Annotated in this window: 23 protein-coding genes; 7 read left to right on the top strand and 16 right to left on the bottom strand. The window is 61.7% G+C overall.

Going from position 1 to position 25362, the window contains the following annotated elements:
- Positions 1-73: 73 nt before the first annotated feature.
- Positions 74-1870: a protein-disulfide reductase DsbD gene (gene dsbD, locus BUB39_RS12745; RefSeq protein ID WP_073053754.1), complete on the top strand. Its 1797-nt coding sequence runs from the start codon at positions 74-76 to the stop codon at positions 1868-1870.
- 39 nt (positions 1871-1909) lie between these two features.
- Positions 1910-2539, top strand: a complete 630-nt coding sequence (locus BUB39_RS12740) for a DsbA family protein (protein WP_073053752.1) — start codon at positions 1910-1912, stop codon at positions 2537-2539.
- 73 nt (positions 2540-2612) lie between these two features.
- On the opposite strand, the gene BUB39_RS12735 is transcribed toward BUB39_RS12740, so the two are convergent.
- Positions 2613-3002, bottom strand: coding sequence for a limonene-1,2-epoxide hydrolase family protein (locus BUB39_RS12735; RefSeq protein ID WP_073053750.1), 390 nt, complete (start codon positions 3000-3002; stop codon positions 2613-2615).
- Positions 3003-3115: 113 nt separating this feature from the next.
- The gene (locus BUB39_RS12730; RefSeq protein ID WP_073053748.1) at positions 3116-3763 is read right to left on the bottom strand and encodes an NADPH-dependent F420 reductase; all 648 of its coding nucleotides are present in this window, start codon (positions 3761-3763) and stop codon (positions 3116-3118) included.
- A 156-nt stretch (positions 3764-3919) separates the two neighbouring features.
- On the opposite strand from BUB39_RS12730, the gene BUB39_RS12725 reads away from it, so the two are divergent.
- Positions 3920-4849: a LysR family transcriptional regulator gene (locus BUB39_RS12725; protein ID WP_073053747.1), complete on the top strand. Its 930-nt coding sequence runs from the start codon at positions 3920-3922 to the stop codon at positions 4847-4849.
- A 34-nt stretch (positions 4850-4883) separates the two neighbouring features.
- Here the strand turns inward: BUB39_RS12725 and BUB39_RS25885 are convergent, their stop codons facing one another.
- From BUB39_RS25885 to BUB39_RS12665, 12 genes are all read right to left on the bottom strand, one after another.
- Positions 4884-5009, bottom strand: a complete 126-nt coding sequence (locus BUB39_RS25885; protein ID WP_425292913.1) for an SDR family oxidoreductase — start codon at positions 5007-5009, stop codon at positions 4884-4886.
- A gap of 483 nt (positions 5010-5492) precedes the next feature.
- Positions 5493-6539 (bottom strand): GTP 3',8-cyclase MoaA, encoded by a 1047-nt coding sequence (gene moaA / locus BUB39_RS12715; protein ID WP_073053736.1) that lies wholly within the window; start codon positions 6537-6539, stop codon positions 5493-5495.
- A gap of 21 nt (positions 6540-6560) precedes the next feature.
- Positions 6561-7817 (bottom strand): molybdopterin molybdotransferase MoeA, encoded by a 1257-nt coding sequence (locus tag BUB39_RS12710; protein WP_073053734.1) that lies wholly within the window; start codon positions 7815-7817, stop codon positions 6561-6563.
- Positions 7818-8080: 263 nt separating this feature from the next.
- The gene (locus BUB39_RS12705) at positions 8081-8389 is read right to left on the bottom strand and encodes a ferredoxin family protein (RefSeq protein WP_073053732.1); all 309 of its coding nucleotides are present in this window, start codon (positions 8387-8389) and stop codon (positions 8081-8083) included.
- Between the two features lie 54 nt (positions 8390-8443).
- Positions 8444-10576 (bottom strand): molybdopterin-containing oxidoreductase family protein, encoded by a 2133-nt coding sequence (locus tag BUB39_RS12700; protein WP_073053730.1) that lies wholly within the window; start codon positions 10574-10576, stop codon positions 8444-8446.
- A gap of 46 nt (positions 10577-10622) precedes the next feature.
- Positions 10623-11012 (bottom strand): nuclear transport factor 2 family protein, encoded by a 390-nt coding sequence (locus BUB39_RS12695; RefSeq protein WP_073053728.1) that lies wholly within the window; start codon positions 11010-11012, stop codon positions 10623-10625.
- Between the two features lie 76 nt (positions 11013-11088).
- Positions 11089-12150 carry an ABC transporter ATP-binding protein gene (locus BUB39_RS12690; RefSeq protein ID WP_073053726.1) on the bottom strand — a complete coding sequence of 354 codons (1062 nt, stop codon included), beginning with the start codon at positions 12148-12150 and terminating at the stop codon, positions 11089-11091.
- Positions 12147-13256: an ABC transporter ATP-binding protein gene (locus BUB39_RS12685; RefSeq protein WP_073053724.1), complete on the bottom strand. Its 1110-nt coding sequence runs from the start codon at positions 13254-13256 to the stop codon at positions 12147-12149. The genes BUB39_RS12690 and BUB39_RS12685 overlap by 4 nt, the downstream gene beginning before the upstream one ends.
- Before the next feature lie 3 nt (positions 13257-13259).
- Entirely contained in the window at positions 13260-14210 is a 951-nt protein-coding gene (locus BUB39_RS12680; RefSeq protein ID WP_073053722.1) for a carbohydrate ABC transporter permease, read from the bottom strand.
- Entirely contained in the window at positions 14207-15061 is an 855-nt protein-coding gene (locus BUB39_RS12675) for a carbohydrate ABC transporter permease (RefSeq protein WP_073053720.1), read from the bottom strand. Before BUB39_RS12675 ends, BUB39_RS12680 begins: the two co-directional genes overlap by 4 nt.
- 65 nt (positions 15062-15126) lie before the next feature.
- The gene (locus BUB39_RS12670; RefSeq protein WP_073053718.1) at positions 15127-16752 is read right to left on the bottom strand and encodes an ABC transporter substrate-binding protein; all 1626 of its coding nucleotides are present in this window, start codon (positions 16750-16752) and stop codon (positions 15127-15129) included.
- A gap of 170 nt (positions 16753-16922) precedes the next feature.
- Positions 16923-18350 (bottom strand): FAD-dependent oxidoreductase, encoded by a 1428-nt coding sequence (locus BUB39_RS12665; protein ID WP_073054246.1) that lies wholly within the window; start codon positions 18348-18350, stop codon positions 16923-16925.
- Between BUB39_RS12665 and BUB39_RS25225 the strand changes: the two genes are divergently transcribed.
- On the top strand, positions 18349-18762 hold the full coding sequence (locus BUB39_RS25225) for a hypothetical protein (RefSeq protein WP_139251451.1): 414 nt from the start codon (positions 18349-18351) through the stop codon (positions 18760-18762). The two genes, BUB39_RS12665 and BUB39_RS25225, sit on opposite strands and share 2 nt — an antisense overlap.
- A gap of 419 nt (positions 18763-19181) precedes the next feature.
- Here BUB39_RS25225 and pdxR read toward each other — a convergent pair whose 3' ends face one another.
- Both pdxR and BUB39_RS12655 read right to left on the bottom strand, forming a co-directional pair.
- Positions 19182-20651, bottom strand: a complete 1470-nt coding sequence (gene pdxR, locus BUB39_RS12660; protein WP_175561845.1) for a MocR-like pyridoxine biosynthesis transcription factor PdxR — start codon at positions 20649-20651, stop codon at positions 19182-19184.
- A 422-nt stretch (positions 20652-21073) separates the two neighbouring features.
- Positions 21074-22219, bottom strand: coding sequence for an FAD-dependent oxidoreductase (locus tag BUB39_RS12655; RefSeq protein WP_073054244.1), 1146 nt, complete (start codon positions 22217-22219; stop codon positions 21074-21076).
- 78 nt (positions 22220-22297) lie between these two features.
- Between BUB39_RS12655 and BUB39_RS12650 the strand changes: the two genes are divergently transcribed.
- The 3 genes from BUB39_RS12650 to BUB39_RS12640 all read left to right on the top strand — a co-directional run bounded on the left by BUB39_RS12650 (position 22298) and on the right by BUB39_RS12640 (position 25289).
- Positions 22298-22969: a TetR/AcrR family transcriptional regulator C-terminal domain-containing protein gene (locus tag BUB39_RS12650; protein ID WP_073053713.1), complete on the top strand. Its 672-nt coding sequence runs from the start codon at positions 22298-22300 to the stop codon at positions 22967-22969.
- A 488-nt stretch (positions 22970-23457) separates the two neighbouring features.
- Positions 23458-24282, top strand: a complete 825-nt coding sequence (locus BUB39_RS12645) for an oxidoreductase (protein ID WP_342169021.1) — start codon at positions 23458-23460, stop codon at positions 24280-24282.
- Positions 24282-25289 carry an AraC family transcriptional regulator gene (locus BUB39_RS12640; RefSeq protein ID WP_073053708.1) on the top strand — a complete coding sequence of 336 codons (1008 nt, stop codon included), beginning with the start codon at positions 24282-24284 and terminating at the stop codon, positions 25287-25289. The genes BUB39_RS12645 and BUB39_RS12640 overlap by 1 nt, the downstream gene beginning before the upstream one ends.
- Positions 25290-25362 lie beyond the last annotated feature (73 nt).

The raw sequence follows: 25362 nt of genomic DNA, 5'->3' as shown, positions 1-25362 counted from the left end.
ACAGGCCGCGCTGAGCTTAAGGCCCGCTTAAGGTAGATTTTGGACGACGCCGGACCCCAAACGAAAGTCCGGCATGCCAAAGACCCTTCAGCCGATCCTCGCCACCGTTCTTGTGTTGCTCAGCTGCGCCTTGCCGGGCGCTGCCATGGCGCAGCTTCCGCGTCCGGCAGACGAGGTATTTCGGCTGACGGTGACCCGTCCATCGAACGGCGATCTGCGTCTCCACTGGACGATCGCGCCCGGCACTTATCTTTACCGCGACAAGCTCGCGGCCGCAGGGGATGCAGGCGGGGCACTTCGCATGGCGACGGCGCCCGGGACCGTCAAGGACGATCCGACTTTCGGTCTCACCGAGATCTATCATGGCGAGGCAGCGGCGATGGTCGCGGCATCGGACCTCCAGGGAAACGCCTCGCTTCACATCACCTATCAGGGCTGCGCCGAGCAGGGCGTCTGCTATCCGCCGGTCACGAAGACGGTCGATCTCGCGTCACTGGCCGTGTCACCTGCCGGACGCGGCGGCGTGTCCCTCGCAGGGTCGGAGGCGCCGACTGCGCTGGAGGTATCGGGCGCCAAACCTGCCGGCACCGACCAGCCCTCCCCCGCGCTTCTTGCCGGCAACATTGGGGTCATGGCGATCAGCTTTCTCGGCTTCGGCCTGTTGCTGGCATTCACGCCCTGCGTCTTCCCGATGATCCCGATCCTATCGGGTATCCTGACGCGATCGGGAGACGGCCTCACGCCACGGCGTGGGTTCGTGCTGTCCAGCGCCTATGCCGTCGCGATGGCGCTCGCATACGCGATGCTCGGAGTCGCCGCAGCCTGGTCGGGACAGAATCTGCAGATCGCATTGCAGATGCCGGCAACGCTCGGGCTGATGAGCCTTGTCTTCGTCATCCTGGCCTTGTCGATGTTCGGCTTCGTGGATCTCCAACTGCCGGCGGCCTGGTCGACGCGCCTCACGCGCCTGCCCGCGACCGGAGGCGGAACGCTGGGTGGCGCAGCCTTGCTCGGCTTTGTCTCGGCTCTGATCGTCGGGCCTTGCGTCACGCCGCCGCTCGCGGCCGCGCTGCTCTATGTGGCGCAGACCGGCGATCAGGTTCGCGGGGGCATGGCGCTGTTCGCGCTCGGCCTCGGGATGGGATTGCCGCTCATCGCCTTCGGCACCTTCGGGAGCAAGGTCCTGCCGAAATCCGGACGATGGCTGGGCAAGGTCAAGCAGGCCTTCGGCTTTGTCTTCCTCGGTCTGGCGATCTGGATGCTGGCGAGGTTCCTGCCTGGTGTCGTGACGCAGCTGCTCTGGGGGATCCTTGCTATCGCCGGCGGCGTCTGGCTCGGAGGCTGTGATCTGATCCGGGGCAAGGCGCGCCTCGGTGGCCGCCTCGGGCCGGAAGTCCTCGGCGTGGCGGCGGCGCTGTATGGAATCGTCCTCATCGCCGGCGCGGCGGCGGGAGGATCGCCAGATCATCGGCCGCCACCAGGCGCTTCGGCGCGCGGCGCTTCCAGCGCCGTCCGCACGGTCGTCGACCCAGCCGAATTCGACAAGGCGCTCGCGGCGGCTCGAGCCGAGGGGCGGCCGATCCTGATCGATTTCACGGCGCAATGGTGTACCGCCTGCGTCGAGATGGACCGCACCGTGATGCAGGATCCGGCGACACGCGCGAGGCTCGAGACCCTCTCCACCATCCGCGTCGATCTCTCGGACTACTCCGCCGGCGGCCAGACCCTGATGCGTCGCTTCGACGTCGTCGGACCGCCCACGCTGCTGTTCATCGACCCGGCGACAGGGCGCGAAATCGACGGAGCGCGGACGATCGGTGCCGTCTCGACGGAGGAGTTCAGCCAGACGCTCAGCCGGGCCGGCGCGTGAGCCCACATTTCCAGTTCACCATCACCTTACGGAGACCCCATGCATCGTCGCAACTTCCTGAGCCTTTCGACCCTGTTCGCCGCGTCGAGCCTGTTCTCGCTCGCCGGCGCGGGGCTTGCGCACTCCGAGAGGGGGGACACGAATGCCATTCTCCACGATCCTGATGCGCCCGTCGGCGGCAATCCCCGGGGTGACGTCACGATCGTCGCGTTCCTCGACTACAACTGCCCGTTCTGCAAGAAATCGGCACCAGACCTCGATCGGATCGTCCGTGAGGATGGCAAGATTCGGCTCGTCTACAAGGATTGGCCGATCCTGGCTCCAAGCTCCGTCTTTGGTGCTCGTGCGGCGCTCGCCGTCAAGTATCAGGACCGCTACGAGGCGGCGCATCATGCCCTCATGGGCATTCCAGGACACGGAATCGCCGAGGACAAGATGCTCACTGCCATCCGCGCGGCCGGTATCGATATGGAGAGACTGAACCAGGATCTCACGGCGCATGCCGCAGAGATCGACGCTCTCCTGCGCCGCAACCTGGCTCAGGCGGATACGCTCGGACTGCAGGGAACACCGACCTATCTGGTGGGCCCCTTCATGACGTCGACGCTCGACTATGCCGGCTTCCGTCAGGTCGTCGCCGACGCGCGGGCCCATGCGGCAAAGCCATAGGCCGCTTGGCGCCGGCCGGGATAGAGCAGCAACGCACTTCGGATCACGACCCTTTCGATTTCGTGCAGCGTGATCAGCGTTTGATCGTCGCGAGCTGACGATCGAAATCGGTCGGATCAAAATAGTCCCGCCAGACCGTAATCATGCCATCCTCGACGGTGACAGTCCCCATGACAGGAAGCGTGATCGTGGCGCCATTGACATGCGTGAAGACGTCGACGCGCTCGTTGAGCACGACGCTGCCGGCCGAAGCGATGGCCGTCACCTTCCAGTTGACGGTAAAGCTGGTCCCGAGGCCAAAATCGGCGTGGAATTTCCGAACCTGCTCCCGCCCAAGGATGTCGGGAAACGGAACATTGTCGTAGAGGACGTCCTCGGCCAGCATGGCGATTGCATCGTCGATGCGGTTGGCGCTCCAGTGGGCGAAGAAGGTTGTGGCGATCTCGATCGGATCGGCGGTCATTGCTCGTTTCCTGACGATCGGGGGTTGGGGTCCGGCATTCCGGACAGTGCCGTCCCTCGCAGCCGGCGCAGCCGCATGGCCGCGGGCGGACGGTTTGCCGTGAAGGCTCGTGCTCAGTCGAATTTGACAAGGTTCACGCCGACGAGGGGACCGCCGGGGAACTGGGTGAGCGGCGCGCCGACCGCAAGCGGACCGAGATCGATGCCGCAGAAGCCAAGCCGGTCGATCAGCGCCCCGACCTCGGCCTTCGCCTCAGCGTCGTCGCCCGAATAGAGGAGCACGCGCCGGCCGCCTTCAGTTCGGGGATCAGACGCCAACAGTGACGCGAAGAGATGATTGAAGGCCTTGACCACACGGGCGCCCGGAACCATCCCCGCGACGATCTCCGAGGATGTGCGACCATTGAGCTCGGCGGGCTTGAAGAGCGGCGCTTCGATGGGATTGTTGGCGTCTATGACGATACGTCCGGAGAAATCCGGCAGGCCGGACAATGCCGCCGGCAGCTTGGACCAGTTGACCGCGACGAAAACGATGTCCTTCGCCGCAGCTTCTTCGCGCGTCCCCGCTGTGATGCTCGGCCCCATTGCCGCGACGATCTCGGCGAGGCTCGCTGGCCCACGGCTGTTGGCAAGGGTTGCGGCGAGGCCGTGACGCCCAAGCATGCCGGCAATGGCGCTGCCGATGGCGCCGGCGCCGATGATGCCGATGCCGGGCTGACCTGCACCCGCCTTTGAGGTCTCGACTCTGTCGCGTATCGTCATGATCGCCCCGCTTTTCGAAGGTTCGCCGGTCGGTCGAGGCACCCGCGCCCGCCAGGCTAGACCACCGCTTTGATCGGGTTATCGTGCCCCATTTACCCATGCGCTATTAGCAGGGAATAACTTGCTTCATTTTCAATGATCGCTTTAATCGGTGCCATGGAGACTCTGGCGAACCTTGAATCTTTCATCCGTAGCGCCGAGCACGGAAGCTTCTCCGAGGCCGCACGGCGGCTGTCGCTGACGCCCGCGGCGGTGAGCCGCAATATCGCGATGCTCGAGCGCAATCTCGGCGTTCGCCTGTTCCACCGCTCGACGCGACGTCTGACGCTCACAGAGGCCGGCGAGGCCTTCCGCCTGGCGATTGCCGATAATCTCCACGGCATCCAGGCTGCCATCGCAGGGATCGCGACCGAGGGCGGCGAGCCGGTCGGGACGCTCAAGGTCAGCATGCCGCTGACGCTGGGGGTCATGTATGTCCTGCCGCAGCTGCCGAGCTTCCGGGCGCGCTATCCACGAGTCCTGCCAGAGTGGCATTTCGAGACCCGCCAAGTCGATCTGATCGCCGAGGGCTATGATGCGGCGATCGGTGGCGGGTTCGAGCGTTCTGCCGGCATCGTGGCCCGCGCGCTCGCCCCCGCGCATATCATCGCCGTCGCCTCGCCCGCCTTTCTGAGGGGCCGCAAGTTGCCGGGCGATCCCGGCGGCCTTCACCAACTGGACGGCATCGTCATGCGTTCGCTGGATACGGGCCGCATCAGGCAATGGACGATGCGCAATGTGGCGGGCCGCGAGATGGCGGCGGCGCTGACGGCAACGCTCGTCGTCAACGACCCCGTCGCGATGCGGGAGGCGGCGCTGCTCGGTCTCGGCGTCGCCATGACCGTGACGGCCGATGTCCTGCCGGCATTGGAGTCTGGAGCGCTGATCCGCCTCGTTCCCGACTGGTATGCGGACGCAGGAGCGATCGCGATCCATTATGCGTCGCGCAGTCTTTTGCCGACGAAGACCCGCGTCTTCGTCGACTGGGTCGCGGAAGCCTTCAAGACGCAGCGCCTCGCGGAGCGCTTCGCCGGCAGCTTACGATAGGCACGGCCCCGGCTGACCGCACCCAACGGATTGCTTACCAACCCCCGTCGACCACCAACGTTTGGCCGGTGACGAAGCGGGCGTCGTCGCTGGTTAGGAACGCGACCGAACCGGCGATATCGGCGGGCGTTTCGTGCCAGGGCAGACGCTTGTGGTCGATGGCGGCTTGATGCGGCTCTGACCGGAAATCGTGGCCACCAATGGGTCCGGCCCCCTCATCCCGGGTGCGCGCTCCGCCATCGAACCTACGGGCCGGATTGACGCTGACGACGCGCGAGAGCCTGAATGGCCCCAGCAGAACGTCGTAAAATCACTGGGACCGCTCCGCCTCGGCGACGGGAAGTTCGACGTGATTGACGATATCGGCGGAAATGACCGTCGTTTCTCAGGCTAGACGCCGGCCTAAGCCCGACCCTGCTCATCAAGGTTCCGAGCGGAACCTCGGTCCACTTGCCGATCGCAATCCGGACCTCAACCACCATCGCCGCTTCGACGAAGCCGGCGCACACGGCGTTCACCCGTACGCCTCTCGTGCCATAGTCGCGTACGATTTTGAACGGCTCTTGTTCTAGCTTTGAATAGTGCCATCACATTTGACGAAGAATACGGCGCGGAACAGAGCCATGGCCCGCAGCCCCCGCCATCAGCCCCCAGTGACACTCATGTGCCGCGCCACTGCTGGCCGCCGGTTGTCAGCGCTAATGATGAAATTGTGGCCCCTCGGCTTGCGGCGCACACCCTCATCGATGCGGCGTGCCACGATGGCATCATCCATCGTTTGCCGAAGAATTGTCCGGAGGTCGACGGCGTCGTCCTGTCCGAGGCATGAATAGAGCGTCCCGTTACAGGTGACCCGCACGCGGTTGCAACTTTCACAGAAATTATGGGTCATCGGCGTGATGAAACCCAATGTGCCTCCGGTTTCCGCGACCGAAACATAACGGGCGGGCCCTCCGGTGCGACGTTGGTTGTCGTTCAGAGTAAAAAGCTCTTCCAGCCGTCGTCGAACAATCGTCAGCGGCAGATAGCGATCGGTACGATCCTCCTCGACGTCACCCATAGGCATCGTCTCAATCACCGTCATGGCCATGCCCAAGCCGTGCGCCCAACGCATGATCTCCGGCAACTCGAATTCATTGAGCCCCTTCAGCGCCACCACGTTGACCTTGACCTCGATCTGCGCTTTGAGGGCAAGCTCGATCCCTGCCAGAACCTTGGCGAGATCGCCACGGCGCGTGATCTGGCGGAATTTCTCCGGATCGAGCGTGTCGAGCGAAACGTTGATCCGTCGAATGCCGCACTCGGCCAGTTCGCTTGCGAAGCGACCCAATTGCGACCCGTTGGTCGTCAGCGTCAACTCCTCCAGTCGGCCCGAAGAGACCCTGCCGCCAAGCGCACGAATGAGGCTCATCACATTGGGCCGAACCAAAGGCTCTCCACCGGTGAGCCGGATCTTCCGGACGCCTTTCGCAATGAAGATATCGCAAAGCCGCTGAAGCTCATCGAGCGTCAAGAGATCCTTCTTCGGAAGGAAAATCATCTTGTCACTCATGCAGTAGATGCACCGGAAGTCGCATCGGTCGGTTACTGAGACGCGAAGATAAGATATGCGTCGAGCAAACCCATCGACCAGTTCCCCCGAGATTTGTTGTGTGGCGCCAGTGAATTCCGCAAGAGACTGGACGTTCATCGGGATACCTCTGACCTGCTGCTAAAGCGAAAAATCGGAACCAAATCGGTGAAACAGCAGACTTGCGCCTGGCACGATATCTGTCTCGCCGGCCGGAATGACTGCCAGACCGTCGGCGAGGCTCAACGACATGAGACGAGCCGATCCCGCCCCACTAACGGGACGAATCAATGGAATGCCAGAAGTAGAACTCCCCACTTCGATGGCTGGAACGAATTCCGTGCGTCGGGGGCGGTGAACGAAGGGGGCGGACGCCTGTGCGGCAATGCCGGGACGAGGCGCCTGCGGCACACCACTCATGGTCAGAAGAAGCGGACGCACGAAAAGAAGGGCGCCGATAAGAGCTGCCATTGGATTGCCGGGAAGAGAAACAACGCTGCAAGCGCCCAGCCGGCCAAAGGCGAACGGTTTTCCAGGCTTTACGGCGAGCGCGATGCGCTGGCTTTGTCCTCCGGCCATTTCCACGGCTCTGACCGTGTAGTCCGCATCGCTTCCGGAAACGCCGCCCGTCGTAACGATCACATCAAGGGACTGGTGCCGATCGTGCAAGTAGGCCGCATAACTGTCGAGATCATCGCCGATGAGATCGAGGTCCGTCAGCTCGACATGGGGTTGAGACAGGAGCGACATGAGCATCGGACGGTTCGAGTCAAAGACGCTCGTCGCCGACAAAGGTTGTCCCGCTTCAGTCAATTCGTTGCCCGTGGACAAGAGCCCGACCTTGATCCGGCGAACCACCTCGACCGTGCGATAGCCGGTCGCTGCCAGCAGGGCGACATGGCGCGGATCAATTCGCTTCCGCGGAGGCAGCACAACATCGTGGAGGCCCACGTCTTCGCCTCTGCAACGGACGTTGTCGCCAAGCCTGACAGGATGCTGCAACTCGACGGTCTCACCGCTCCTCTGAACTCTCTCCTCCATGACAACCGCTCCGACCTCCGGAGGCACGGCCGCGCCGGTGAGGAGTCGAATTGCCGTCCCGCGATCCATCGCCCCCGGAGGAACACCGCCGGCGTGCACCCTGCCGACAATCGGAAAGCTCCCCGTGACCTTCGCGGCGACATCCGCCCGGTGGAAGCCGTAGCCATCCATTGCGGACTGCGAAAACCGAGGCAGGGCCATATGGCTCTCGACGGCAGCGGCCGAAATACGCCCTGACGCGGCTTGAATGGGAATGACTTCAGATTCAACGATCCTGGCACAATCTGCCATCAGGTCGAGCGCCGAAGAGATCGGCGACGACGCCTGCGCAGCACACTGATCCTCGATCCATCTCATCGGCAGCGTTCCGAATGGCCACCAAGCCGGCATCCGCATTCCATCGTGGAATGCGGACTGCGGTGCTCGTTTCCAGGCATATCAGGCATGTCGCGCAGCTCCGGTGGCGAAGATGGACGTGAGGATTCGGTCGCCCTTCCGAAACCTCTGGTGCTTCTCTTCGATCCACCAAAAGGAGGTCCGGACGGACCTGATCGCGCGAGCACGATCAAGTCCGTCACGCCGTCGGAGCGTCGGTGTGCATGCTTCGGACTCTGTGTCGATCAAGAGTACCCGAGAGACGCTTTACGCGCCTCGGCCCCGGCCAACGGAGCCTGCTTCTTTCTGACCACAGGCAGGGCCGGTGCCCTGACTGCGTTCAATTCCTGCCAGGACTCGCGTTCCTCCGTCAGGTCCAGGTCTTCGTAGATCGCATGAACCGGACAGAGCGGAACACAGGCGCCACAATCAATACAGGCGACCGGATCTATATAGACACGGCGACCATCGCCATGAAAGCAAGAAACCGGACATACCTCCACACAGTCTGTAAATTGGCAGTCTGTGCAGTTTTCCGTTACAACGTGTGGCATGGTGATACTCTATTTAACTCGTGTTGCTGAGTGCACCTGCTTTTTACAGGCAGATCAGTCACCGGCGGTCTTCGCCACCTCGACCAGATTGTCATTGAAGGTTGGTGCACGACCGAGATTGGCTGTCCGACTGGAGCTGATCGAGTTCACGGCGCTCCTCGATTGGGAATCAGCCACCCAATGACCGAGATAGGTCGCGACTACGCCCTTCAGCGTGTCCGTCGACACATGGGCCGACCCGGCAAACGTGCCTCGATCATTGAAGACCCTGACGGCGTCGCCATCGCTGATTCCACGCGAGCCAGCATCGTCCGGATGCATGATGATGATCGGGCCGCCCTGTCGCCGTTGCTGCTTCTTCTCGTTCGCATATTGCGAATTGAGGAAGCCGTGAGCTTTCGGGCTGATGATATTGAGCGGATATCTCGCCGCGAGTTCGGGGGAGCCTTCCAGCGATTCAAACGGTGGGATATAGCTTGGCACGGCATCAATGTGGCCGCCATCCTGAAGACCTTGATAGCCGGCCCTGAACGGTGACGGAACGAAGTTGCCCCCGGCAGCCAGGCTGGTCTTGAACTCGGCTTTCCCCGATGGGGTCGGGAAGTTGCCTTCGGCATGAGGCGCTCGCTCATCCTTGTCGCCCACAGCCAGCTTCATGTAGCCGTTCTGCCGGAGCGCTTCGAAGGTGATGCCTTCCATGAACGGCGAGTCCCAGTCGACGAAGTCGCGGATCATCTCCTCGTCCGTTCGCTGCCACTCGGGTTCATCGAAACCCATCGTCTCGGCCAGCAGCCGGAAGAGTTGCGTGTTCGACACCGCCTCGCCGGGAGGTTCGATCGCCTTGTTGTTATAGGTCCAGTAAAAATGGCCCCAGGAGAACATCAGATCGGTCTGTTCAGCCTGCATCGCCGCCGGCAGGAGAATGTCGGCATAGCGCGCGGTGTCGGTCACGAAGAGTTCGCTCACGACGAGAAAGAGATCTTCTCGAGCGAAACCCTGCCTTATCTTGTTCTGCTCCGGCGCCTGCACGACCGGGTTGATATTGTACACCATCATCGACTTGATCGGCGGATACGAGGCTTCGAGCAGCGCCGTTCCGAGCGAATTGAGATTGACGACGCGCGGCGTTCCCTCGATCCAGTCGGGCCGGCTCATCGCATCCCAGTTGATGGGAAATGCCCCCATCGTCAGCGTCAGGTAGCCGCCGCCGACGTTCCGCCATGCCCCGGTCAACGCAGGCAGACAGCTGATCGCCCGCGAAGCCTGGCCGCCATTGCGGTTGCGCTCGATCGCAACGCCGACCCGAATAACGGAGGGTTGCTGCGCGGCGTATTCGCGCGAGAGGGTCAGAATGTCTTCGACGGGAATCCCCGTGATGGCGGAGACCCGTTCGACGGGATATTCGGCGGCACTCTCAGCCAGTTCCTCAAATCCAACCGTGTATCGGTCGACATAGTCCCGATCGAGCAGGCCCTCCGAGATGATGACATTCATCATTCCGAGAGCGAGCGCGGCGTCCGTTCCCGGCCGGATGGGGATGTGCCAATCGGCCTGGGCGGCCGTCCGGCTGCGGAGCGGATCGATCGCGACGATCTTAGCGCCGTTCTGCCGCGCCTCCTCCATGAACGGCCAATGATGATTGCCCGTGCTGAGCGGATTCACGGCCCAAAGTATGATGTATTTCGAATGGATCAGGCTCTCTGGATCGACGCCCGTGGTCGGCCCGTAGGTCAGGTGAGTGCCAACCTCCCTTCCGGGTCCGCAGAACGTCTTTTCAGCGATGCTCGAGCCCAGCCGGTTGAAGAACGGATCGCCTGAAGTGAGGCCGTTCAGCATGCCTTCGTGGCCGAGATAGCTGCATGGCATGATGGCTTGCGGCCCGAATTCGTCGATGATGCCGGTCCAACGGGACTTGATTTCCGCTAGCGCCTCGGCCCAGGTGATCCGCTCGAACTCCCCCGCTCCCTTAGGTCCGATCCGCCTCATCGGGTAGAGCAGGCGGTTCGGATTGTAGTGGTGCGCGGCGAAGTCATTCAACTTCGTGCACAGATGTCCGCGCGTAACCGGATGATCGGGATCCCCTTTGACGTTTGTCAGACGGTCACCTTCCACAGTGTAGATGAACGCACATGTGTCCGGACAATCTTGAGGGCAAGCCCCTTTGACGGTGGTCGATTCGGATGTCACGTGAGAATCTCCGTATAATTCCTAAGATTACCGCGGATATATCGGCCTACATACCGTACAGTTTATTGGCAATCTTCCACTTGTCGGCAACCTTGATCAGAGCGAAGACATCGGTTCCTTTTACTTCCGCGGAACCCAATTTCACGACGAAAGGCACATGGACGCTCGCCACAGGGCCGGAAACGGCAACAATCGGCTCCGAATGGATTTCTTCGACATAGTCGTACTGCTTGTGCAGGTCATCGATAAGTTCGAGCAATTCAGGCACTCCTGAGATTGCGAACTTCTCATCCGAGAACGACAGATGCATTACTTTCGCATCTTCGAGGAAAACATCGCTCAGAATGCTCTTGTCGCCCTCGCGCAACCCCTTCAAGTATCCGCCAATGACGTCCAGAACCAAATCTTCCTGGGTGGCTGCACTCAGTTGCGACATTTTGATTTTCCTTCTGCATGTAAGAAATTGCGTTATGTGAGAAATCCAAGGCGCCGGATCGGCCGGACGCGCCTGGCTAGATGCGATTGGCTTCAGCGTCGAACAGATGCAGCCGCCGCGTGTCGAATGTGACCCGCTTCGCGTGATCGTCCGCCCGAACGATCTGCCCGGCGGCCCTGATCTTGGTGAGCTGTCCACCAAGCATGGCATTGACGATCGTATAGCCGCCGAGGGGCTCGATGGAGCTGATGCCGATTTCGTGGCTCAGAGCCCCCCGATCCTCGGTTTGATGGATGTCCTCCGGCCGGATCCCCAGCGTTCCGACCTCACCCGGGCGCGTCCGTTCCGGAAGCGGAAAGGGCGCGGCGAAGGCGTCGCATTCGAAGTGCCAGCCATCGTCCGAGAAGCGTCCGCTGAAGAGATTCATCGGTGGCGAGCCGATCAGCTGGGCCACAGCCATGCAATTCGGCCGGTTGTAGACGTCGTCGGGAACGCCGACCTGCACGATACGCCCGCCGATCATCACGGCGACACGGTCGGAAATCGCCATGACCTCCTCTTCGTCATGCGACACGTAGACGAAGGTCTGGTTGTTCGAGCGCTGAAGCCGCTTCAGCTCGATCCGCATTTCCTCGCGGAGGCGGGTATCAAGCGCTGCGATGGGTTCATCGAGCAGGATGGCGCGGCTGTCGGCCGCCAACGCCCGGCCCAGTGCAACGCGTTGGCGCTCGCCGCCCGACATCTGCGCCGGGTTCTTCCGCAGGATATGATCAACGTGGAGCACCTCGGACACGGCCTTCAGCCGCGCCGCGATTTCGGCCTGCGACGCGCCGCGTTCGGTGAGTGGAAAGGTAATGTTCTCGCGGCCGCTCATATGGGGAAACAGGGCCAGATTCTGGAACACCATCGCGATATTGCGGTCGGCGACTTCCATGCCGCTGGCATCCGCCCCGCCGAGCGACACGCTTCCCTTGTCATGGTTCAGCAGGCCGAGGATCAGCTTCAGGACAGACGTCTTGCCCGCCGATGGCGGTCCGAAGATCCCGAAGAACTCGCCCTGCCCGATCGTCAGGTCGATCGGCCCGAGCGTGAACTTCGGATAGGCCTTCACCACACCCCTGATTTCGATCGCGTTCATTGAAGCCGTCCCGCCAGGCGCGCGCCCGTCTTGAGATCGAAGGCCATGCTCTTGTCGGCGCTCAGGTGGAACTCGACCTGGTCGCCGGCCGTCAGACGATCCTGATCGTCGATGGCGAGAAACAGGGTCTGCCCGACCTGCAGATAGGCCAGCCGCTTGGGACCGACCCTCTCCAGGCTGTCGACGACCCCCTGCATCGCGATGTCATCAGCCGCCCGGGATTCGCCGAAATAGATGTCCTGCGGGCGGATAGCGAATGAGCCGCTCCGCGCCGATCCGATTTGCGCGAAGGCGGCCCCCACCTGGCCTGACAGGTTGATCTCCCCTCCGTCCGGGAGCATCATCGTCATGCGACCGGCCTCCTCGCGAAGCGCGCCGTCGATCAGGTTGATCCGCGGACTGCCGACGAAATTGGCGACAAAGCGATTGGCGGGGTTGTTGTAGACCTCCAGAGGAGAGCCGTACTGCATGAGCCTCCCCTTATCGATGATGGCGATCTTGTCAGCGAGACTCATGGCCTCGATCTGGTCGTGAGTGACGTAGATCATCGTCTGGCCAAACTCCCGCTGGAGCACCTTCAGCTCGGCGCGCATATAGGCGCGGAAGCCTGCGTCGAGGTTCGACAGCGGTTCATCGAGCAGGAAGATGCGTGGCTCCACAACGGCCGAGCGGCCGATCGCCAGCTTCTGCATCTCGTTGACCGAGAGGCTCGAGGCCGGCTGGTCGAGCCGGTGCACAAGGCTCATCCGATCGGCCATCGCCCGCACCCGGCGCTCGATCTCCGATTTCGGGACATTTCGCACCTCGAGCCCGTAAGCGAGGTTTCTGTAGACGCTGAGATGGGTGAAGATGGCGTAGTTCTGGAAGACGAAGCCGATATTGCGGTCCTGTATCCGCGTGGCTGACAGGTCCTGGCCGTTGAACAGGATCGAGCCCTCGCTCGGCTCTTCCAACCCGGCGATCATGTTCATCGTCGTCGTCTTGCCACAGCCCGAAGGCCCGAGGAGCGCGACGAACTCGCCTTCTGCGATATCGAGCGACAGATCGCTGACTGCGGTAAAATCGTTGAAACGCTTCGTGACTTTGCTGATCTGGATGGAGGACATCGATCACGCCCTCTTCTTCGCGTTGTAGGCCAGACCCCTGGCCGCGGCGAGGCTCAGAACCAGCAGGATGGTCAAACCGATGGCGGCGACATAGGACCAATCGAGGTCGGCGAAGGTCTGCTTGTAGAGATAAAGCGAGATCGTCTCCGTCTGAACGCCCGGCCCGCCCTTCGTCATGATGTAGATCAGGTCGAAGATCTTGAAGCACTCGACCGACCGCAGCACGAGGGCAATGGCGATCACCGGCTTCATCCGCGGCAGGATGATCTTTCGGAAATTCTGCCAGTTGGATCCGCCCAGGAGCCGCGCCGCCAGTAGCTGATCCTGAGGAACGCCCAGCATACCGGCCAGCAGGATCAGGAACATCAGCGGTGTCCATTGCCAGACATCCGCAATGATCACCGAAATCATCGCCCTGTTGACGTCGGCGAGCCAAGAGAAGCTCGCCGGCAGGCCAAAGGTGTTGTTGATCGGTCCCGTGCCCTGGAACAACAGGTAGAACATCATGCCGACGACCGCAGGCACGATCATCATCGGCGTCAGCAGGATCGAATAGAAGATCTTGCGGCCGGGAAACTGGTCGATGAACAGGAAGGCAAGGCCCAGGCCGAGCATGAACTGCACAGGGACGGCCACCGCCATAATGAGCACAGTCCGCCAGAGCGCACTCCAGAGACCGGGATCGGTGACGAGGCGTAGATAGTTCTCGCCGCCATTGAAGCTTTCGAAGGCGAGATACCAGGGCGTGCCATCCAGCGGTGTCCACCAGGTGGCGCTGAGATAGAGCTGCATGCCCATCGGGAAGATCACGATGAACAGCAACAGGACCAGGGTAGGCGCGACAAACCAGAGGCCGAGCTTCCTGCCGTCGCGTGCGACACCGGACCAGTAGCCGCGCCGGGTGGTGGATCCGGCAGGCGCCGCGCTCACGATGTTTGCTGTCACGTCGGTCATTGCTTCAGTGCTCCGAATGTGAGGCCCCTCACGAGATGCTTCTGTATGAGCAGCCCGAGAACCACCGGCGGGATCGCCGCGATCAATCCGAGGGCGGCCTTCATGCCGTACATCTCGCCCATCGCGGAGTTCAGCGTCGACATGAACACCGGCAAGGTCACCCAGTTCTTCTGGGTGAGCAGCAGCGCCAGAAGATAATCCGACCAGTTGATGATGAAGACGAACAGAACACAGGTTGCCAGGCCAGGCTTCACGATGGGCAGCGTGATCCTGTAGAATACTCTCCAGTGCGAACTACCAGAGACGCGCGCGGCCTCCTCAATCTCGACCGGGATTTCTTCAAAGAACGTCTTCATCAGCCAGAAGGCGAAAGGAAGCGTGACGATTCCGTAGATCAGCGACAATCCCCACCAGGTGTCGATGGCGCCAATGAAGGCCCACATCACCATGACCGGGATCATCACCGCCAATGGCGGGAACAGACGCAGCTGCAGCACCGAAATAGCCAGCGATGGCAGGGTGCGGTGGCGCACGACGGCATAGGACGACAACGTGCCGGCCACCACCGCCAGGACCGTACCGCAGATCGACGTGACGAGGCTCGCGGTCAGCGGGCCGATAACCGTCCGGTCAAGACTGACCGCCAGTCCGGCGGTATGCCCGAAGAAGATGTACTCGAAGTTCTGAAGGGTCGGGTTTTTCGGGAACCAGGTCAGTCCGTTACCGGTCGTCCATTCCGCGACCGGCTTGAACGCCATCGTGACCATCCAGAGGAGCGGATAGATCACGATGGAACATGCCAGCAGCACCAGGGCATATTTCAACACGACGGTTCGGAACGATGACGTCACTGCCGCAACTCCCTTAGGTTCGAGCACCGATGCAGGACCGCCCGGCGGCGGCCCTGCTGATGAAATCAGGCGGGATCGACAATGGTCGTCCAGGTGTCGCGGCTGGCTTTGATGGCCTCCAGGATGCCCTTCGATTTCTGGCGGCGGATGATCTGTTCCCACTTGCCCTGAGCGGCGTCCATGGCTTCGCGCGCCGTCTTCTGCCCGGTGAGCGCCGCCTGGAGTTCCTCATCCAGGGCATTGTCCATAGCGGTCTGGCCGCCGAAATTCAGTCCCGGGACCGAGCGGGCGATCGTGTAGGGGATCGTCTCCATCGCATAGGGCTTGTAGTTCGAGGCAACCAGCGGCTCGCGGAAATTGGCCTGCTGCATCGGATCGAAATAGCCGGTGGGGCTCGCCATCATCAAAGTGAAGGTGCGGGTCGAGCTCAGCCACTGCAGGAAGAGGAATGCGGCTTCGGCGTTCGGCGACTTGGACGAGATCCAGCCGCTGATGCTGTAATGCAGGATCGACCGGCGGTTGATCTTGTCGCCGAACCGGCGACCGACGGGAGCATGCGAATCCATCATGCCGGTCGCCCGCGATTTCGGCGTGCCGTCTTCCTTGTAGCCGTCGCCGAACTTCGCGATCGCGGTGTAGGTCGCGATATTGGGAACCTGCAGGTTCCACATCGAGGCCCAGCCTTCGGCGAAGGTGAAGTTCAGCGCGTCGGGCGGCGACCATGCGAGCGAACGGACATGCTCTTCCGCGCACTGGACTCCGAGATCGGAATTGAGGTTCGGATGGCCGTCTTCGTTGAAGAAATAGAAATTCGGGAAAGCCATGGATGCGAGCCGCATATAGAAGGTCGGCAGCCCCCAGAACCGGCTCATCAGGCAGCCGTTTCCATACATCGTCCCATTGCCGAAATCCTTCCCGGTGAAGAATTTCGAAATATCGTCGACCTCCTGCCACGTATTGGGAACGGCCAGTTCGCGGCCCATCTCCTTCATGAAAGCGTCCTGGACGGCAGGCTTTTCATAAATGCCGCGCAGGTAGTACCAGGTCAGAAAATCACCATCGAGCGCGACGGGGTAATACTTGTTGTTGTAGGTATAGAGCAGCTTCACCAGCGCTTCGGTGGACATGCCGCGCTCGGGATCGCCCCAATCCGGCTGGTACTTCTGAACGAATTCCGAGCAATCGACCGCACCCCCGGACGCGACCAGATCCCCCGTGGAGTTCCAGGGGCCGGTATAGATGTCATAGGACCCGCTGCCGGTCGTGACGTCCTGCATCACCTTCTTGAAGACGTCGCCGACGGGCGCGCCGATCATCTCGATCTCGATGCCGGTCTCGCGCTTCCAGACGTCCAGCGGTGCCGATGCCCCTTCGCGGAAGGGCTTGCTGATCTGGTCGATCGTGCCATCGGGCAAGAGGATCGTCAGCTTCTTGGGGGCCTTGCCCGCGGCCTGAAGCGCCTTGATGCCCTCAATGGCGCGTCCTTCGGACATCCCGCTATTGTATTGGAAGCGCTCGGCGCCCTCGAAGCCAGTCGGACCGCCTGTCATCCCAGGCGCAAATTCGCTGGCAAACACGGGCGTGGTCACGAAGCTACCGAGCCCTCCCAGCCCCGTTGCGGCCAAGGCGGCCGCCGAGCCTTTCAGAAGCTCTCTGCGGGACGGTGCCATCGGCGGTCTGCTGATCGTCATGTCTCTTGGCTCCAAATTGGTCAGCGACAGCAAAGCGCTGCGCGATGAATGAACGTCCTGGTAGAAATCAGGGCGCAGATATCCGACCTGCGAAATGATCGCAGTTAAAACGAACGCATCTTTTGATTTCGACCTGTCAGCCGCTCAGCTGAAACTTCGTCTATTCATGATCAGCTTCCCACCTCGCACGATTCAAGCGGCCGCAGCGTGCGATGAGGCGGTTCTGGCTTGTCCTTCGCTGCGCCTATCATCTCGCGAATGGTCGTCAGCTTCTCGCGCGGTTTCCCGCGCGCTGCCCCGACAGCCCGCTCCAAGACGTCGATCCTGCGCCAGCCGTCGAAATCGACAGGCATTGGTGACCGGCTGCGAAGCGCGTGCAGGAGGCGGTCACGCCGTGCGCCCTTGTTGGAATGCGATGTCTCGCGCAGGGCTTGCAGGTCGGACAGGATGACCTCCGACGTCTCGACGCTGCAGGCGCGGTTTGTGCCGATGACGCCGCTCGGCCCACGCTTGATCCATCCGGCGACGTAGAGACCCGGAACGGCAACATCGTTGCCGTCGAGGACGCGGCCATCCTTATGAGGGATGGTGGCCCGATTGGCGTCAAACGGCACGCCGGGGATGGGCGTGCCGCGATAACCGACGCTGCGGACCAGCAAGCCGGCCGGAATGCTCACCTCTTCGCCGACCGGCTCCGCGCGCTGGTCGAAAGCCGGGCCGGTCAGGCGCATCTTGTCGAAGACCACGTGCTCGACCTGCCGATCGCCTTCCACGCGAAGCGGCGAAAGCAGAAAGCGGAAATGGACGCGCTTTGGTCGGCGTAGACCGCCTGTCCGTGTCGCGAATGTCTGAAGGATCTTCAGGCTTCGGTCGACACCGGCTCCGGCCGGTCCCTCGACTTCGCGGGACGATGCCGCATTGAGCTGCAGTTCAGCCGGGTCGACGACCGGCTCGGCGAGATCGAGTTCGCCGAACTCACGCAACTCCTTCGTGGTGAACTTCATCTGTGCCGGACCACGCCGGCCGACGAGGAAGATATCGGTGATGCGGCTTCCGGCGAGGACGTCCAGGGCGTGATCGCAGATGTCGCTGCTCTTCAACTCGTCGACACTCTTGGACAGGATCCGGCAGACGTCCAATGCGACATTACCGTTACCAACGATGACGGCGGTCGGATGAGACAGATCGAACGTCCGATCCCGATGGTCCGGATGGCCATTATACCATCCGACGAATTCGGACGCCGACACGCTTCCCGTCAGGTGTTCGCCGTCGACGCCCAGCTTGCGGTCGGAAGCAGCGCCGGTAGCAAGCACGACGCCATCATAAGCTTCTTGCAGATCGGCAAGTTCGATATCGCGGCCAACGGCGACATTGCCCAGGAACTGAAAGTTCTCATGGCCTGCGATATTCTCGAACAAGGCCGTGACAGCCTTGAGCTTCTGATGATCTGGCGCGACGCCGTGCCGAACAAGACCAAACGGCACAGGCAGCCGCTCGAACATATCGACGCGAATGGGCATATCGGATTGCAGCAGCGCCTCGGCGGCGTAGAAGCCAGCTGGCCCGCTTCCGACAACTGCAACATGAAAGGCCATGAACATCTCCGTATCAAACTCACCCCAGCGCATGGGGCGCATCGGCAACGATCGAAAAACAGGACCAACCGGTTTTTTCGATGCCAGACCCAGCAATCGGTCTGTCATTCGGCACCACGAGCAGGCGACAACGATCTTCGAAGTCGTCGCCGCTGCTATGCAGCGCTTTTCTATCTGTCCTGGCCGTCGACCATCGATTGCTCCGATGAGGACCGGATATCGAAGAGACGATCTCGGGTTACCCGATTGCCCTTCGCTCCATGTCGCTAACAAAGCACCCCGCCTTGGTTTGCAAAAGAGCCAAATTCGCGTGAATCCATGGTGCCAATATGGTGATCTTTTGTGCAACGCGGCGAAGGCTGGAGCCAAGAAATGGCCAATAAATTTGCTTCGGGAACATTTCATGTATTGAAGCTAGAAAATCCGATAAAATCCCTTGTGTCGATCAGTTATACGTATTTCTTAAAATGACTATCGCTCAATCAATGTATTAATATTTTCATTTTTTACGCATATATTACGTCTATCGTCCGCTCATACCGGATATCTCCGACAACGACTCACGATTTGACCATTTGCTGAGCATTTCAGTGTCCGAGCCGGCCCTCATCGACGATGAGCGAGACCGAAAATCGACACTCCGGCATCAGATATTCATTTGAGGCAGACGATCTTCGCGCCCTTGCCGGGAGACCGTGGGCTGTCCATTGATGATGCACGGCCGTACCGCGCGACCTTAAGCCCGCGAAACGGTCCCCGGCCGCGCGCCTCTCGCAGCGACAAGCTGCGGAACAACCGAATGTTGCCGCACGCAGGCCTGCGACGGCCGCGTCAATGTCTGGCGCGCAGAAGGTCTCGCAAAGTTTCGACCGCCTGAACGATCTCTTTTTCCGTCAGGGACGAATAGCCAAACATGAGCTTGTCATCGGGCTCCGCGCCGCCGAAGTCGAAGGCCCCGCCGCTCGACAACGCATAGACACCGATGCCGAGTTCACGTGCCTTGGCCTGAATGAATCGGGCGCTCGGCATTCCCGGTGGCAATTGCCAAATCAGGTGCAGCCCACTCTCCGACCCCGAGAGGACTGGATCTCCGAAGTTCTTCTGGAGTGCCGCGCGGAGACAGTCGCGCCGCGATTTGTAGATGCGGCGGACTTTGCGCACATGCCGGTCGAAGTGACCCTCGGTGATGAACTCCGCCAGCGCGCGTTGCTCGAGCCAGGACTGGCCATTGCTCATCTGCGCCTTCAAAACGCGGGCGTCGTCCCAATGGATGCGGGGAACCACCGCAAAGCCAAGCCGCAGTCCCGCACCGACCGATTTGGAAAACGTCCCGACATGGAAGACGCGACGCCCCTGGTCGAGGCCGGCCAGCGAAGTCAGGGGCGGCCCATCATAGCGCAGGTCGCTGTCGTAATCGTCTTCGACGATATAGCTTTCAGTCTCTTCGGCCCATCGAAGCAAGGCGAGGCGACGGCCGCGACTCATCATGACGCCTGTCGGAAACTGGCGCGAGGGCGTCACATAGAGCAGGCTGCGGTGCACGCTCGGCAGGCAGTCCGTCCGAATTCCGTCCTTATCAACGGGGACTGGATCGATGGGCAGTCCCTGACTCTGAAACAGCATCGAGGCGCCGATATAGCAGGGATTCTCGATACAAAGCCGCTGCGTGTGCTGACGCAACAAATTCAGGATCAGATTGAGTGCATCCTGGCTGCCCGCTGTAATGATGATCTGATCCATCGCGACATGCATGCCGCGACTGCGTCCCAGATGATCGGCAATGGCCTTGCGAAGTTCCGGCAGCCCGGCGGGGTCGCAATAGTCCGTGAGATTCTGGGGCTCGGTGGACAGAAGGTTGGTTATGATACGGCGCCATGTCTGCAGCGGGAACGCGCCTGCCGCCGATCGGCCAGGCCAGAAATCCAGCGCAGGGCGATCGGTTTCCCCTCCAGGCGAGCCCGCGAAGCATAGAATCGGTTCACTGGACTGCTGGGCGACAGGTTCGCTCGACCGAAATCCGTCGAAGCCGCCATTGATCAGAAGCAAATCATCAGGCGGGATCGAAGTGACGAATATGCCGGCCGTTCCGCGCGCTTCTACATAACCCTCGGCCGCCAGCCTCTCATAGGCGATCATCACGGTGTTTCGAGAGACGTTGAAACGTTCTGCCAGAGCCCGTGTGGGAGGAAGCGCCATATCGGCTTGGAGCCGTCCGTCAAGAATAAGTGCTCGTACCTGATCAAAGACCTGGGCCTGAAGCGACTTCTTCGAACTTGTATCTAGCGTGAGAGCCAGTTCCACGTCTGAACCTCGCTTGCGGGCCATTTGTCGTCGTTGGCTGACGCATCACCACTCCCGCCTGGTATGATGATGTTGATTTTTTCGCATGCTTCAATTGCTAACGAGAGCCATGTATGCACGTCTTGAGCCACTTGCTTTAGGGCATGTGGCGACAATTGGCTCGTCTAGGGGCGACACGACGCGGCCCATTCAGCCGGCCAATGCAGCCCTCGCCTACGATCCTGCAACGGAGCGTTGTGATGCGCGGATGAAGACGCGCACGTTCGCGACCTTCATCGAGCAGGATCTTCGGTGAACTTCGCGGCACCGTCGTGCGGACAGTGACATCCGCAAAGGGCTGCTCCTCGCCGTCGCTGCGAAGTCCGTCATGGCCCGGATCCACGTTGCCTGCCTGCGCATGCCGTCCTCCGTCAAACGCTCACTCATGCGGGCCTGCCTTCGCCCTTGCTCGTCACGCTCGTCATCATCTCGATGAATGCAGACGGAGCCGTGTCCCCGAGGCAGAGGTCCAACATCAGATGCGCCTCTTCAGCTTCCAAAGCTGCGCGGGAGAACATCGGCTCCTCATAAGCGGCAAGCGCCGCCTCGATGTTCCCGGGATGGCGACTGATGGCGTCAGCCAGTTCGGCGCCCTCCAGCATCGCCAGGTTCGCGCCTTCTCCCGATGGCGGCATAAGGTGCGCGGCGTCTCCCAGGAGCGTCACGCCGGGCGCACGCTGCCATCGGTGTCCGTTGGGAAGCGTGTAGATCATCCGCGGCACCAGCGCCGTGTCGCTGTCGGTTATGAAAGGTCTGAACGCTGGCGCCCAATCGCTAAACTCGGCCACGATACGGTCTTTCGCAGCCGGGTCGTTGAAGTCGATCGCCGCAAACCAAGCGGCAGGCCGCTTCAGCTCCACATAGCTATGCAGCACGCCCCCGGCTTCGCGGTGGGTGAAGATCGCTTTCCCCGGCGCTGGCACATACATCGCTCCCGGGCCGACCATGGCTGCCGCGCGTGGATGCCGATTGTCGACGTCGTACAGGTATGTCTCGATGAATGTCGCACCGGCATATTCGGGCGCAGCAGCGGACAGGAGCGGGCGCACCCTTGACCACGCGCCGTCGGCCCCGACAAGCAGATCGGCCTCTGCGGCGGATCCATCGGCGAAGGCGATTCCGTGTCGCCCCCCTCCGAGGTTCGAGACGTTCGTGACTTTCTTGCCCCATCTGACCGTGCCTTCCGGCAAGGCGTTGAGGAGGAGCCTCCGCAAATCCCCGCGGAGGACCTCGGGACGCTTATTTTGGCCGTCGTCGGGCACGTCGAGGAGGACGGAGCCGTCCCGGTCCAGCACGCGCGTAGCTTCCGCACCCTCGTGGATGATCAACCGGAACGCGTCCATGAGACCGGCGGCTTCGAGCGCAAGCTGGCCATTATAGTCATGGATGTCGAGCTGGCCGCCCTGGGTTCGACTGTCGACCGAGGGCTCTGCCTCGTAGATGATCGACGGGATACCCCGTACATGGAGGACGCGGGCGAGCGTCAGCCCTCCCAGCCCCGCACCAACGATAATGACAGCTTCATCCATGATACTTACCTCAATCGTGGAACGACGTTCCATCTCCCCCCTCTTGGAACATCGTTCCAGGTATGTCAAGAACAGGATATGAGCCCCAAGTCCAAGCCTTCCGAGATACGCGTTGGCGCGCTGTCCAAAGAGCGAATCATCGCGTCTGCCATCGACATCCTCAATTCCAATGGCGAGAGCGCCCTGACGTTTCGTGCGCTTGCGAGCCGTCTCTCGACGGGAAGCGGGGCTATCTATTGGCATGTCGCGGATAAGGACGCGCTGCTGGCAGCGGCCACCGAGACGGTCCTGTCTCGATCGATTGCTGAGGTGGCCAGCGCGGCCGATCCAGCTGCCGCCTTACGTGCCATCGCGCTGAGCGTCTTCGACACAATCGAAGCGCATCCGTGGGTGGGGACCCAACTCGCACGAGAACCTTGGCAGCCGGCGATGGTCGAGATCTTCGAGCGCAGCAGCGCGCAGTTCGCCGCTCTGGGCGTTTCTCGCGACGCGATCTTCCCCTGCGTGTCGGCACTTGCTCAATATCTCATCGGGACCGCCGCCCAGACCGCAGCGGCTGCACGCCACAAGTTCAGCGCGTCTGACCGATCGGCCGTCCTCGGCACGATCGTCGAACAGTGGACGCAGCGTGATCCCGCGCAATACCCGTTCGTTCACTTGCTGGCGGACCAAGTGAGGAATCATGACGAGCGAGAGGTGTTCCTTGATGGTCTCGACATGATCCTGGCGGGGGCAAAAGCCACTTTGTAGAGCGTCCGAACCAACCGCTGCAGACAGACGGCGGCTTTTAGGATGCCCAACGGGGCGTTGGAACGACCGAAATGAGGGCGAAAAGCCGAACCTCCGTGTCGGATAGCGCGCCAATTCTGGCACTGACCCGAAGCGGACCTCGGATACTCTCCGATAGTGACGCGGACTCGTGGGAGGCTTACGATCATCAAATCCAAGAGCTGGCTTTTGGCCCTTGATCGCGGTGCCCCAGGCATGAACCGTAGTTGCGCCGCTGGCGCTATCTGGCAGTCGCGTTCGCAATCGGCGCTTCATCTCCGCGTTCTTCGCATCCGACAGCCGCTCCGAGATGCCGGTCGGGCCACTGACGACTATCGACAGCCCCGCCGACGCCGACTTGGAGCTTGGCGCGATCTGATTGTAGTTTGGCGCGATCGGGTTTAGATGCGGCGCACAAGCCCCGTATCTCCATCGCACCGGCAATCGGCCGGCAAACATGGAGAATGGACATGGAACGCAAACAGAGCGCACTCGTCACCGGAGCGTCTTCCGGGATGGGAAAGATCATCGCCAAGCAGCTGCTGCAGGATGGCTACGACGTCATCGTCGCGGCGCGACGGGTCGAGAACATGCAGGATCTGAAGGCGCTCGGCGCGCATCCCGTTGCGCTCGACGTCTCGGACGAGGCAAGCATCACCGCCGCCTACGCCCAGATCGAGGCGCAATTCGGTGGCGTCGATGTGCTGGTGAACAATGCAGGCTTCGGCCTCTACGGCGCGGTCGAAGACGTGCCCCTGTCCGAGGTTCGCTATCAGTTCGAGGTCAATCTTTTCGGGATGGGCCGCCTGATCCAGCTCTTCACTCCCTACATGCGGCGGCAGAAGGCCGGCAAGATCGTCAATATCGCCTCGATGGGCGGAAAGATCTACACGCCGCTGGGGGCCTGGTATCACGCTACCAAACACGCCGTCGAGGGCCTGTCGGACAGCCTGCGGCTGGAACTCAGCCCCTTCGGCATCGACGTGATCGTGATCGAGCCCGGGATCATCCTGACCGATTTCGGCGCGGTCCTCGATGGGCCCCTGCAGAAGTTTTCCGGCAAGGGCGCCTATGCCGACCTTGCGGCGAAAGTCGCACGCGGCACGGCGGATACCTACGCCAAGGGCAACGGCTCTTCGCCGCAGGTCGTGGCCGACGCCGTGTCTCAGGCGCTGAAGGCGCGCCGTCCCAGGACTCGCTATGCCGTAGGCAGATATGCACGCATGCTGATGGGTATTCGCAAATGGCTCGGCGATCGCATGTATGACCGCGTCATCATGGCTACGGTGCGCTGATGGACGGCGCCACGCGCTACACCGTCGATATGGGCTGGGGCCTGATGCTGGGGAACCTTGGCATCAAGCCCGCCGATCTCCTGCGTCAGGCGCGGTTACCGCTGGACCTGTTCCAGCGCAAGACCGCCCAAGTGACCAGCGCCGAGTATTTCCGCCTTTGGTCGGCGATCGAAACCGTCTCGGGTGATCCGCTGGTGCCGATCCGGCTGGTGGGCGAGATGACGGCCGAGACGTTCAGTCCCGCCCTATTTGCCTGCCTATGCAGCGAAACGCTGGACGCGGCGCTGATGCGGCTTTCGCATTTCAAACCCCTGGTCGGGCCAATGCGGCTGCAGATTACCAAGGGACCAACAGAAACGGTGGCCGAAATCGCCGGTCTGCCCGCCGACGCGCAGCCTCCTGCCATCATGCTCGCAGGCGAACTTGCCTTCCTCACTCAACTCGCGCGGCTTGGGCTCAGGGACCGGATCGCGCCCACCTGGGTCGAGGGACCCGCGATATTTCCGGATCCGGGCGCCTATGCTCAATGGTTCGGCTGCCGTCCGCGCCCGGGCGAAACCACTCGCATCGCCTTTCATCGTCGGGATTCCGAGCGCCCTTTCCTGACGGCCCATCCCGCCATGTGGGCTGCTTTTGAGCCCTCGCTGCGCCAGCGGCTGTCGGACGCCACGACCGTAACCTCCACCAGCGCGCGCGTCAGCGGCTGGTTGACCGAAACCATCGCCTCGGGCCGCACCAGCATCGATGACGCCGCGCGCGGACTGAGTGTCAGCACCCGCACATTGCAGCGGCGACTGACGGACGAGGGCACCAGCTTTCAGATGCTGCTGGCTGAAACGCGCCTCAAGCTGTCCCGACACTATCTGACCCAGACTCACCTCAGCACACCCGAAATCGCCTTTCTGTTGGGCTATTCTGAGCAGAACTCATTCTACCGGTCGTTCCGCGACTGGACTGGCCTCACGCCAGAGGAGGCGCGGCATTCTCCAACGGCGACCTTCGCCTGAGCAGAATTGGCAAGTCCGGGAAAAATCCGATGACAGTCGTCGTGACGGACCGTGCGAGTCTCCAACTTCTCGG

The sequence above is a fragment of the Kaistia soli DSM 19436 genome, from assembly GCF_900129325.1.
Taxonomy (GTDB): domain Bacteria; phylum Pseudomonadota; class Alphaproteobacteria; order Rhizobiales; family Kaistiaceae; genus Kaistia; species Kaistia soli.
The sequence above is the reverse complement of the archived record's forward strand: the minus strand, read 5'-3'. Positions and strand labels throughout refer to the sequence as shown.